This window comes from Photorhabdus bodei (genome assembly GCF_003287735.1).
In the GTDB taxonomy this organism is placed as follows: Bacteria; Pseudomonadota; Gammaproteobacteria; order Enterobacterales; family Enterobacteriaceae; genus Photorhabdus; species Photorhabdus kayaii.
In genome coordinates, this window is the sequence record NZ_NSCM01000063.1 from 1 (window position 1) to 14,139 (window position 14,139).

Consider the following 14,139-nt stretch of genomic DNA (forward strand, 5'->3'; position numbering starts at 1 on the left):
ACATTATTTCCGATGGCTGGTCTGCCAATGTGCTGATACAGGAATTGAATGCGCTCTATACGGCGTTTATGGCCGGACAATCCGATCCCTTGCCGACATTGGCGATTCAATACCCGGATTACGCCGCTTGGCAGCGTCAGTGGCTGTCGGCTGAGCGTATTCAGGTTCAGTCTGACTATTGGCGTGCAATGCTGGCTGACGCGCCGGTTCTGTTGGATTTGCCTACTGATCGGCCTCGTCCACTGGAGCAGTCGTTTGCCGGAGATGCCGTGCTGGTTGATCTGGATGTGGAATTAACAACGGCCCTGAAACGTCTGAGTGAGCAGCAGGGCGTCACCTTATTCATGACGTTGTTGTCAGCTTGGGTGGTGGTTCTGTCACGTTTGTCAGGTCAGGACGATGTGGTGATTGGCACACCGAGCGCGGGCCGTAGTCGTCAGGAAGTGGAGCCGTTGATTGGCTTCTTTGTCAATACGCTGGCGTTGCGCATGGATTTATCGGGTGAGTTGACCGTGAGTGAGTTGCTGGCGCGAGTTCGACAAACCGCATTGGCGGCACAGGAGCATCAGGATTTACCGTTTGAACAGGTGGTGGAAATTGTACAGCCGCCGCGCCGGTTGGCGCATACGCCGTTGTTCCAGGTGATGTTTGCCTGGCAGAACAATGAGAGCACGGACTGGGAACTGCCGAAGCTGGCCGTCTCACCGGTCGATCAAGCCGTTGATGTTGTCAAGTTTGATCTTGAACTGGGCTTGTCAGAAGAAGAGGGCAGGATTGTTGGGGCGTTGAATTATGCCACCGCCCTGTTTGATTTGGCGACGATGGAACGACAGGTGGAATATCTGCATGCGGTGCTGCAAGCGATGGCGGCTAACCCTCAACGGCTCATCGGAGAAATTGATATCTTGTCCCCTGCGGAGCGCAGGTTGTTGCTGGAAACTTGGAATGCCACGGAAACCGCCTATCCTGAGACATTGTGTATTCATCAATTGTTTGAACAACAGGTAGGGCAAACCCCTGACGCGATAGCATTAGTGTATGAAGAGCAGACCCTCAGTTATGCCGAATTAAATACCCGTGCTAACCAGTTGGCCCATCAGCTTATCGCACTGGGCGTCGTACCCGATCAGCCAGTGGCGATTTGTGTGTCGCGTTCACCGGCAATGGTGGTAGGAGTATTGGCAATACTGAAAGCCGGTGGTGCCTATGTGCCGTTGGACCCGGTTTATACCGGGGAGCGTTTGGCACATATTCTGACTGATGCTGCTCCGGTTATTGTGCTGGCGGATGATACCGGACGGAGTGCGTTGGATGAGAAAACGTTGGCTACTCTGACTGTGCTCGATCCTAATATTTTGCCTGATCAGCCGGATAGTAACCCACGGGTACCGGCATTAACCGCACAGCACCTGGCTTATATAATTTATACCTCGGGTTCGACCGGGACGCCGAAGGGGGTGATGGTCGAGCATCGTAATATCCAGCGTTTGTTTGACGCGACGGAATCCTGGTATCACTTTAACCGGCAAGATGTTTGGTGTCTGTTCCATTCCATCGCGTTTGACTTCTCGGTATGGGAATTATGGGGAGCGTTACGCTATGGCGCTAAACTGGTTCTGGTGCCGCACGCGATCGCTCGCTCCCCTCAAGAGCTACATCAATTCGTGTGTCAGCACGGTATCACCGTATTGAATCAGACGCCGAGCGCTTTCAAAGCCTTTATTGCCAGTTATGTTGACAACCCATTGTCGGACCAGTTGCGTTATATCATCTTTGGGGGAGAAGCTCTCGATCCGGGTATGTTGCGACCGTGGTATCACCTGCGTGAAGAGACGTCACCAAGGTTAGTGAATATGTACGGCATCACGGAGACAACGGTTCATGTGACTTATCGGGAGCTGAATCCACATGATGTGGAACAGATAACCAGCCCTATTGGCGCGCGTATTCCAGATTTAACTCTCTATCTGTTAGATAAATACGGTCAGCCGGTGCCGTTGGGGACAATAGGAGAGTTGTATGTTGGGGGGGCCGGTGTAGCACGAGGTTATCTGAATCGCCCTGAACTGACGGCGGAACGTTTCCTGATTGATCCGTTTAGTGATCAATCGGGTGCCCGCATGTACCGTACCGGAGATTTGGCCCGTTACCTGCCGGAGGGGGATTTAGTGTTTGTGGGTCGCAACGACCAACAAGTTAAAATCCGCGGTTTCCGCATTGAACCGGGGGAAATTGAGGCCCGACTGCTGGAACACCCGGCAGTGAGTGAATCGGTGGTGTTGGCATTGGGGCAAGGGCAAGATAAGCGTCTGGTTGCTTATGTCGTGGCACCGGCGGATGAGGGGCTGGCGAATAGCCTGCGTACCCATTTGAGCGCCATTTTACCGGATTATATGGTGCCAACGGCCTTTGTGCGGCTGGATGCGTTTCGATTAACGCCGAACGGTAAATTGGATCGCCGAGCTCTGCCGGCACCGGATGGCGGGGCTTTTGCCCGTCAGGTTTATGAAGCGCCTCAAGGGAAAACGGAAATCGCATTGGCGACCATTTGGCGTGATTTGCTAGGTATTGAACGGATTAGCCGGCACGATAGCTTCTTCGCACTGGGAGGCCACTCTCTGCTGGCGGTACGGATGATTGAACGCCTGCGTCACTTGGGGTTGACACTGGCCGTACGTGACTTGTTCCAGTCGCCGGTGTTATCTGAACTGTCACAGACATTGAAGCAGCACCGGGCCGTGGTGGTGCCGCCGAATGTCATTACGCCAGCGACGACGACACTCACGCCGGGGATGTTGCCGCTGATGGATCTGACTCAAGCTGATATTGATTGTCTCATAGGGCAAGTGCCGGGCGGGGTGGCTAATATTCAGGATATTTACGCCCTGTCACCGTTGCAGGACGGTATTTTGTTCCACCACTTACTGGCAAACGAAGGTGATCCGTATCTGGTGGTCAGCCAGATGGTGTTTGCTGATCGTTCTTTGCTAGACCGTTATTTGGCGGCGGTGCAACAGGTGATTGAACGTCACGATATCCTACGGACTGCTTTTCTCTGGCAGGGATTATCTGTGCCGGTTCAGGTAGTCTGGCGTCAGGCACCTTTATCGGTCATTGAATTGACGTTCGACCCGGCTGATGGGGCGATTTGTGATCAATTGACTCAACGTTTTAATCCCCGTCATTATCGTCTTGACCTGAATCAAGCGCCGTTGTTGCAGTTTGTGGTGGCTCAGGAAACCGATGGCCGCTGGCGAGTATTGCAATTGCAGCACCACCTGATTGGCGACCATACGACGATGGAGGTCATGAACCAGGAGATTCAAGCGTATCTTATCGGGCAAGGGAATAGCCTGCCCGTTCCGGTACCTTTCCGTAATTTGATTGCTCAGGCACGGTTGGGGGTTAATCAGGCAGAGTATATCCGCTTCTTTACCGACATGCTGGCTGAGGTGGATGAACCCACGTTACCCTTTGGATTGACGGAGGTGCATCGTAATGGCTTGCAGATGACGGAATCACACCAAATGTTATCTCAGGTGTTGAATGATCGTCTGCGCAGTCAGGCGAGACGTCTGGGCGTCAGTTTGGCAACTTTGTGTCATTTGGCTTGGGCACAGGTGTTGTCGCGTACCGGTGGTCAGGAGAAAGTGGTATTTGGCACCGTGCTATTTGGGCGCATGGCGGCGGGGGAAGGCGCTGACAGTGGCATGGGGCTATTTATCAATACCTTGCCGTTGCGGCTGGATATCGATGATACCCCGGTACAGGACAGTGTACGGGCAGCACACGCCCGATTAGCCGAATTGTTAGATTATGAGCATGCTTCATTAGCATTAGCCCAGCGTTGCAGCAGGGTACAGGGTGAAATGCCACTCTTTAGTGCTTTGTTGAACTATCGACATAACTCATTGGCGGTGGTTTCGGATGAAACCATGAGTGGTATCGAATTCCTTGGTGGGCAAGAGAGTAGTAACTATCCGTTTTCCTTGTCGGTGGAAGATTTTGGTGATGCACTGGGATTAACGGCTGAAGTTGTCCAGCCATATGAACCGGAGCGAGTATGCGGCTATATGCGGCAGGCACTGGAAAATCTGGTGGAGGCGCTTGAGTCGGCTCCGGAGACACCGGTACGGACACTAGGCATTCTGCCTGAGGATGAACGCGCGTTATTGCTGGAAACTTGGAACGCCACGGAAACCCCGTATCCTGACCCGTTATGTATTCATCAGTTGTTTGAACAACAGGTAAAGAAAAATCCTGATGCTACAGCGCTAATGTATCAGGAACAAACTCTCAGCTATGCAGAGTTGAATGCCCGTGCCAATCGACTGGCTCATCAACTGATTGCGCTCGGTGTAATACCCGATCAGCAGGTGGTGATTTGTGTAACACGTTCACCGGCGATGGTAGTGGGCGTGCTGGCGGTGTTGAAAGCCGGGGCAGCTTATGTGCCATTGGACCCCGCTTATCCGGGTGAGCGTCTGTCTTATATCCTGACTGATGCCGCGCCATCTATTTTGCTGGCGGATAGTACTGGGCGGACAGTATTGGGTGAGGAGGCGCTTTCGGGGTTGACCGTATTGGACCCGAATCTCTTGCCTGACCAGCCTGACAGCGATCCGCGGGTCTCTGCGTTGACGCCACAGCATCTGGCTTATGTCATCTATACTTCGGGCTCAACCGGGCAGCCGAAAGGGGTGATGGTAGAACATCAGGCGGTGTATCAACGTTATCTGGGCGTTAACGAACACTATGCCGTCACCGCACAAGATCGAGTGTTGCAATTTGCTGCTTTTGCGTTTGATGTTTCAGTGGAAGAGTGCTTCTCGTCATTATGCAACGGGGCTACGCTGGTGATTCGGGATGATAGCTGGCTGACTTCGATGCCGGAATTTATTGCCTTAACCCGGCAACATCGTATCACGGTCATGTTCCTGCCGACCTTATTCTGGTCTGAACTGGCGGCCGGCTATAACGGATCACCGCTACCGGAGTGTCTCAGGCTCATCATCATTGGCAGTGAGGCGGTCAAAAAGAACGCCATTCAGGATTGGTTTAAGCAGGAAGGTCATCTGCCCCGGCTATTGAACGCGTATGGTCCGACGGAAAATACCGTGACGGCGACCTGTAAAGAAGTCGTCTCGCCGGAGGATGATCGTTCTATCGGTCGGCCGATTAAAAATACCTGCGTCTATCTGCTGGACAAAGAGGGGCAACCGGTGCCATTAGGCTGCTCCGGCGAAATGTATATTGGCGGCGTCGGGGTGGCGCGGGGTTATCTTAACCAGTCGGCATTAAGTGCGGAGCGTTTTCTGCCCGATCCCTTTAGTGCGGTATCCGGTGCGCGGATGTATCGCACCGGGGATTTAGCCCGCTACCTGCCGGATGGCGAGCTGGAATTCCTGGGCCGTAATGATTATCAAGTTAAAATTCGCGGCTTCCGTATTGAACCGGGAGAGATTGAAGCCCGGTTGACAGAGTATCCTGCGGTACGCGAAGCGCTGGTATTGGCGCTGGATGACGGGCAGGACAAACGGCTGGTTGCCTATGTGGCGGCGCAAGCAGATGATGAATTGGTTAATAGCCTGCGTACCCATTTGAGTGCTATTTTGCCCGGCTACATGATACCGGCGGCTTTTGTACGTCTGGATACTTTCCCGCAGACCCCGAATGGTAAGCTGGACCGCCGGGCATTGCCGGTGCCGGGAGAGGAAGCGTTTGCTCGTCAGGTCTATGAAGCTCCGCAAGGGAAGATAGAGACGATGCTGGCGGCTGTTTGGCGTGAGTTGCTGGGCATTGGGCAGATTAGCCGACATGACAACTTCTTTGCGCTGGGCGGTCATTCATTGCTCGTTGTACGGATGATTGAACGATTGCGGCGTGTCGGTCTGGGGATATCGGTACAAACGCTATTCCAGAACCCAACACTTCGTGTTCTGGCGCAGTCTCTGGCTGAGCATGATGAAATCCCGGTGCCTGACAACCGTATTACGCCGGATACGGTGGCGTTGACGCCGGATCTGCTGCCGTTAATTGATCTGACTCAGACTGAGATTGACCTTATCGTTGAGCAGATACCGGGCGGGCTCAAAAATATTCAGGATATCTATGCGCTGTCGCCGTTGCAGGATGGCATTTTATTCCACCATCTACTGGCGAATGAAGGTGATCCGTATCTGTTGACGGGGCAGATGGCCTTTGCTGACCGGGCGCTGTTGGATCGTTATCTGGCGGCGATTCAACGGGCGGTTGATCGGCACGACATTTTACGTACTTCCTTTATCTGGCAAGGTTTGTCAGTCCCGGCTCAAGTAGTCTGGCGTCAGGCTCCATTATCAGTGACTGAACTGGTTCTGGACCCGGCTGACGGTCCGGTCAGTGAGCAGCTAGCCCGGCGTTTTGATCCGCGTCGGTATCGTCTTGATTTGAGGCAGGCACCATTGCTGCACTTTGTCATCGCTCAGGAAACGGATGGTCGTTGGTTGTTGCAGGAATTGCAGCATCATTTGATCGGCGACCATGAAACGATGGAAGTGATGCACCGCGAAGTCCAAGCCTATCTGACGGATCAAGAGGACAACTTGCCGACGCCGACGCCTTTCCGCAATCTGGTGGCCCAGGTCCGGCTGGGGGTGAGTCAGGAAGAACACTCTCGCTTCTTTACTGACATGCTGGCGGAGGTCGATGAACCGACCCTGCCGTTTGGGCTGACGGAAGTGCATCGTGATGGCTCGCTGGTGGCCGAATCCCATCGGACGTTGCCGGCCGAGTTAAATGACCGTTTGCGTCATCAGGCGAGACATTTGGGCGTCAGTCTGGCGGCGTTGTGTCATTTGGCTTGGGCTCAGGTGTTGTCGCATACGAGTGGTCAGAAGAAAGTCGTGTTCGGCACTGTACTGTTTGGACGTATGCAGGCGGGAGACGGTGCCGACAGTGGTATGGGGCTGTTTATTAATACCTTGCCGCTGCGGCTGGATATCGATGATACCTCGGTACGAGACAGCGTACAGACAACACATATCCGGCTGGCTGGATTGCTGGTGCATGAGCATGCGTCGCTGGTATTGGCCCAGCGTTGCAGTCGCGTACAGGGTGATATTCCGCTCTTTAGTACCCTGTTGAACTACCGGCATAATGCGAACCCGATGGCCCCGCATGAGGCCGTGCAGGGCATTGAGTTCTTGGGAGGGCAAGAGCGCACTAACTATCCGTTTGTGCTGTCGGTGGAGGATGGCGACTCTACTTTGGGATTGACTGCTCAGGTCGTGCAGCCATTTGAGCCAGAGAGACTATGCGGTTATATGCAGCAGGCATTGGAAAGTTTGGTAGAGGTGCTTGAACAGGCGCCGGAAACGCCGGTACGGATACTGAATATTCTGCCTGAAACGGAACGGAGGCTGTTGCTGGAAACGTGGAACGAGACTGAAACCGTCTATCCTGAGCAGTTATGCGTTCATCAGTTATTCGAGTGTCAGGCAGAGAAAAATCCTGATGCCACGGCACTGGTTTATGAAGAACATACCCTCAGTTATGAGGAACTGAATGCCCGAGCTAACCGGCTGGCTCACCAATTGATTGCGTTGGGTGTCGTCCCCGATCAGCGGGTAGCAATTTGCGTGGCACGCTCACCGGCAATGGTGGTGGGAGTGTTGGCCGTATTGAAAGCGGGGGGAGCTTATGTACCGCTGGACCCAACCTATCCGGCGGAGCGTCTGGCGTATGTTCTGACTGATGCCGCGCCAACTATTTTGCTGGCGGATAAGGCCGGACGCGCTGCGTTGGGTGAGCAGGCATTGGCAGAGCTCACCGTACTTGACCCAAATGCGCGGCTTAACCAGCCGGATTACAACCCGCAACTACCTGAATTAACCTCACGACATCTGGCGTATATCATTTATACCTCGGGTTCGACGGGGACACCGAAAGGAGTGATGCTGGAACATCGAGGGGTTTGCAACTACCTGCGATGGGCGCTGAGTGATTACCTCACAGAAAGGCAATTCGATAGTATCGTTTCGTCACCGTTAGCCTTTGATGCCACCGTGACCAGTCTTTACCTGCCTTTACTGTGTGGCGGCAAGATCCGCTTGATCCGTGACGGGCAGGAACTGATTGAACTGCTCCCTGCGTTGCTGTCAATGGAATCGGGTGCTCTGGTTAAAATTACCCCTAGCCATCTTTCAGCAATGGGTCAGGAATTAAAAACAGCGGGACAAGAATGCCCTGCGCACTGCTTTATCGTGGGCGGAGAGGCGCTACCCGGTTCCACGGTTGCACTCTGGCGAACATTATCGCCTGGATCACGCATCATTAACGAGTATGGCCCAACCGAAACCGTCGTGGGTTGTACTGTGTTTGATACTAATCACCCGAGCCGTTTTGTTGATAACGTACCGATTGGTCGGCCAATATCCAATACCCAAATCTATATTCTCGATACCCGAGGGGAACCTGTTCCAATCGGTGTCACTGGTGAGCTTTATATTGGGGGAATCGCCGTCGCCCGTGGCTACCTGAACCGGCCGGAATTGACGGCTGAGCGTTTCCTGCCTGATCCGTTTAGCGATAGACCTGATGCGCGGATGTATCGAACCGGGGATTTGGTCCGTTACTTGCCAAACGGCAATCTGGTATTTGTTGGCCGTAATGACCAGCAAGTTAAAATCCGCGGTTTCCGTATTGAACCGGGGGAAATTGAAGCCCGACTGACAGAACACCCAGAGGTACGCAGCGCATTGGTACTCGCTCTGGATGATGGGCAGGATAAACGGTTGGTTGCCTATATAGAAGCGCGGGCAAATGACGAGTTGGTGAATAGTCTGCGTACTCATTTGAGCGCCCTATTGCCGGGTTATATGGTGCCGGCGGCTTTTGTGCGGCTGGATGCATTCCCATTACTGCCGAATGGTAAGCTGGATCGTCGGGCGTTACCGGCACCGGACAGTGAAGCTGTTGCTCGTCAAGTTTATGAAGCGCCACAAGGGGAAACGGAAATGGTGCTGGCGGCGATTTGGCGTGAAGTCTTGGGGGTTGAACAGATCAGCCGACATGACAATTTCTTTGCCTTGGGCGGTCACTCGTTACTGGCAATGCGAGTGATGAATCGAGTAACCGCTTTAGGGATTGAACTGCCGCTGACTACCCTGTTTAAATCCCCATCATTAAGGGATTTTGCTGAGATCATGCAGGCTCGGATGGGTCAGTCGGACACGCTATTGCCGTCCATCCTGCCGATATCCCGAGAAGGGGAATTACCGTTGTCGTTTGCTCAACAGCGTCTATGGTTCCTGACGCAGCTTGAGGGCGTCAGTGAAACTTATCATATCCCGATGGCCCTGCTCTTGTCTGGTCAACTGGATATCGCGGCTTGGCAAAAGGCGCTGGATACCTTGTTTGCCCGTCATGAAGCATTGCGTTCTGTCTTTGTCTCTATTGATGGTCAGCCACAAGTGCGGCTGTTGGAGCCGGATAGCGGCTTACTGTTATCTCAATATGACCTGCGCGGCGTTCCGGATGCTGATGAGGTCCTTGAGCGCCTGAGTACAGAGGAGGCCCACGCGTCATTTGACCTCGAAAGTGGCCCGCTTATCCGTGCTGCTCTCATCCGGCTCACCGATGACGAATATCAATTTTTGCTGACTTTGCATCACATTATTTCCGATGGCTGGTCTGCCAATATATTGATGCAGGAACTGAACGCGCTCTATACCGCGTTTATAGCCGGGCAACCGGCTTTGTTGCCGCCATTGGCGATTCAATACCCGGATTATGCCGCCTGGCAGCGTCAGTGGTTGTCGGCTGAACGGGTTCAGGTTCAATCCGACTATTGGCGTGCAATGTTGGCTGACGCGCCGGTTCTGTTGGATCTGCCGACAGATCGACCTCGTCCGCCGGAGCAGTCGTTTGCCGGAGATGCCGTGCCGGTTAACTTAGACGTGGAATTAACGGCAGCCCTTAAGCGCCTGAGTGAGCAGCAGGGCGTCACCTTATTCATGACGCTGTTGTCAGCTTGGGCAGTGGTTCTGTCACGTTTGTCAGGTCAGGACGATGTGGTGATTGGTACCCCAAGCGCGGGCCGTGGTCGTCAGGAAGTGGAGCCGTTGATTGGCTTCTTTGTCAATACGTTGGCGTTGCGCATGGATTTATCGGGTGAACTGACGGTGAGTGAGTTGCTGGCGCGAGTCCGGCAAACCGCATTGACGGCGCAGGAGTATCAGGATTTACCGTTTGAACAGGTGGTGGAAATCGTGCAACCGCCGCGTCGGTTGGCGCATACCCCATTGTTCCAAGTGATGTTTGCCTGGCAGAACAATGAGAACTCAGAATGGGGATTACCGGGGCTGGCAGTCTCACCGGTCTATCAACCCTTTGATATTGTCAAGTTTGATCTTGAACTAGGTTTGTTAGAGGAGGAGGGCAGGATTATAGGGGCATTGAGTTATGCCACTGCCCTGTTTGATCCCGCGACAATGGAACGGCAGGTGGGATATCTGCATGCTGTGCTGCAAGCGATGGTGGTTAACCCCCAACAGCTGATCGGGGAAATTGATATCTTGGCCTCGGCGGAGCGCAAGCTATTGCTGGAAACTTGGAACGCGGCGGAAACCGCCTATCCTGAGGCGTTATGCATTCACCAACTGTTTGAACAACAGGTGGAGAAAACCCCGGAAGCCACGGCATTGGTATATCAACAGCAAACCCTCGGTTATGCCGAATTAAATGCTCGCGCTAACCGGTTGGCCCATCAGCTTATCGCATTGGGTGTCGTACCTGACCAGCCGGTGGCGATTTGTGTGTCGCGTTCACCGGTCATGGTGGTAGCGCTGTTGGCGGTATTGAAAGCCGGTGGTGCCTATGTGCCGCTGGACCCAACCTATCCGTTAGAACGTTTGGCGTATATCCTGAATGATACAACGCCGTCAGTGGTGTTGGCTGATGCGACTGGACGGGCGGCATTAGGTGATGAGGCGTTGAGCAGACTGACGGTATTTGATCCGAATACCTTGCCAGACCAGTCGGACCACAATCCGCAGGTAGCTGCGTTGACGCCACAACACCTGATTTACATCATCTATACCTCCGGCTCAACCGGGCAGCCAAAAGGGGTGATGGTGGAACATCAGGCGGTGTATCAGCGTCATTTGGGCTTTAATGAGACCTATGCGGTGACGGCGCAAGATCGGCTGTTGCAATTTGCTTCTTTTGCATTTGACGTTTCAGTGGAGGAATGTTTCTCGACATTATGCAATGGTGCCACGTTGGTCATGCGTGATGACAGTTGGCTGGCGTCGATGTCGGCGTTTATTGGCTTAGCCTGGCAGCACCGTATCACAGTGATGTCTCTGCCAGCGTTATTCTGGTCCGAACTGATTGCCAGAGACAACAAGACATTACCGCTACCGGATTGTCTCCGACTCATTATCATTGGTGGAGAGGCGGTTAAAAAGAGCGCCATTCAGGATTGGTTTGTGCGGGAAGTCCACCGGCCCCGACTGTTGAACGCCTATGGGCCGACGGAAAATACCGTAACGGCGACTTGTAAGGAGGTTTTATCCCCAGCCGATGATTGCTCTATCGGCCGACCGCTTAAAAATACCCGCGTTTACCTGTTGGATAAATACGGTCAGTTAGTCCCGTTAGGCGGCGTTGGCGAAATGTATATTGGCGGCGTGGGTGTGGCACGAGGCTACCTTAACCTGCCAGAATTGAGCGCGGAACGTTTTATACCAGATCCTTTTAGTTCAGTACCCGGCGCACGGATGTATGTTACTGGGGATTTGGCCCGCTATTTGCCGGATGGCAACTTGGAGTTTCTGGGTCGTAACGACCAGCAGGTCAAAATTCGCGGCTTCCGGGTTGAGCTAGGGGAAATTGAAACCCGGCTGGAAGAACACCCGGCGGTGCAAGAGGCGGCAGTGCTGGTATGGGAAGATGAGCAGGGCAAACGGCTAGTAGCCTATGTGGCGGCAGAAGCGAATGAAGGGTTGGCAACCCGTTTGCGTGAATATTTGAGTGCGGTTTTACCTGACTATATGGTCCCGGCAGCCTTTGTGCGGCTGGAGACTTTACCGCAGACCCCAAATGGCAAGTTGGATCGTCGGGCGTTGCCGGCGCCGGGGGAAGAGGCGTTTGCCCGTCAGATCTATGAAGCCCCGCAAGGGAGGATAGAAACGATGCTGGCGGCTGTCTGGTGTGAGTTGCTGGGCATTGAACAGATTAGCCGGCATGACAGCTTCTTTGCGTTGGGTGGTCATTCTCTGCTTGCTGTGCGCATGATTGAACGATTGCGGCATATTGGTCTGAGTGTATCGGTAAAAACGTTATTCCAGCATCCAACACTCTGTATTTTGGCGCAGTCTCTGGTTCAGCATAATGAAATTCAGGTGCCTGACAACCGTATTACACCGGATACCACGGCGCTGACGCCGGCGATGTTGCCGCTGATTGATTTGACCCAAGCTGACATTGACCACATCGTCGGGCAGGTGCCGGGCGGGATCGCCAATATTCAGGATATCTATGCGCTATCGCCGTTGCAGGATGGCATTTTGTTCCACCATCTGTTGGCAAATGAAGGTGATCCGTATTTGTTGACGGGGCAAATGGCTTTTGCTGACCGAACGCTGTTAGATCGTTATCTGGCGGCGGTTCAATGGATAATTGATCGGCACGATATTCTGCGAACCGCTTTCCTCTGGCAAGGATTATCAGTGCCGGCGCAGGTAGTCTGGCGTCAGGCCCCATTGTCAGTGACGGAGCTGACATTAAATCCGGCTGACGGCCCGATCAGTGAGCAGTTAACCCGGCGTTTTGATCCGCGTCATCATCGTCTCGACCTGAGCGAAGCACCGCTGTTGCGTTTTGTCATCGCTCGGGACACTGATGGTCGTTGGTTGTTACTGGAATTGCATCATCACTTAATCGGCGACCATGAAGCGCTGGAAGTGATGCACCGTGAAGTGCAGGCGTATCTGACAGGTCAGGAAGAGAGCCTGCCTGTGCCGACACCTTTCCGCAATCTGGTGGCTCAGGTCCGGTTGGGCGTGAGTCAGGAAGAGCACAGCCGTTTCTTTACCGACATGCTGGCGGAGGTCGATGAACCGACTCTGCCGTTTGGTTTGACGGAAGTGCATTGTGATGGTTCGCAGGTGACGGAAGTTCACCGGATGTTGCCAGCCGGGTTAAATGACCGTTTGCGCCATCAGGCGAGACATCTGGGTGTCAGTCTGGCGGCCTTGTGTCATCTGGCTTGGGCGCAGGTGTTGGCGCGTACCAGTGGTCAGAAGAATGTCGTGTTTGGCACGGTGTTGTTTGGGCGTATGCAGGCAGGGGAAGGGGCAGACAACAGTATGGGGCTATTTATTAATACCTTGCCGTTGCGGCTGGATATCGATGAGACCCCGGTACGGAGCAGCGTGCAGGCTGCCCATGCTCGACTTGCCGGACTATTAGAACATGAGCACGCGTCACTGGCATTGGCTCAGCGTTGCAGCGGCGTGCAGGGTGAGATCCCTCTCTTTAATAGCTTGCTGAACTATCGGCACAATACCTTGCTGGCAGCGTCGGATGACATCATCAGCGGTATTGAATTTATCGGTGGACAGGAGCGGACCAACTATCCGTTAATGCTGTCGGTGGAAGATTTTGGCGAATCCTTGGGGCTGACGGCGCAGGTCGTGCAGCCGCTTGATCCGGAAAGTCTATGCGGTTATATGCAACGAGCACTGGAAAGTCTGGTGGATGCGCTTGAGCAAGTGCCGGACATGCCTGTTAGGGCATTGGAAATCTTGCCGAAAGCGGAACGTACACTGTTGCTGGAAACCTGGAACGCGACGGAAAGCGCTTATCCTGAGACGTTATGTGTTCATCAACTGTTTGAACAACAGGTAGAGCAAACTCCTGACGCGACAGCGTTAGTGTATGAAGAGCAGACCTTCAGTTATGCCGAATTAAATGCCCACGCTAACCGGCTGGCTCATCGGCTTATTGCACTCGGTGTTGCCCCTGACCAGCGAGTGGCGATTTGCGTGTCACGTTCACCGGCGATGGTAGTGGGATTGCTGGCGGTGATGAAAGCGGGCGGGGCGTATGTGCCGCTAGACCCGACTTATCCTAGCGGGCGGCTGGCGCATATTT

1 protein-coding gene is annotated in these 14,139 nt (G+C 53.7%); it reads left to right on the forward strand.

Features of this window, described 5'->3' with window-relative positions; genetic code table 11:
• Positions 1-14,139 (forward strand): amino acid adenylation domain-containing protein (locus tag CKY02_RS21330; RefSeq protein WP_146747482.1); only part of this gene is annotated, 14,139 nt, incomplete at both ends.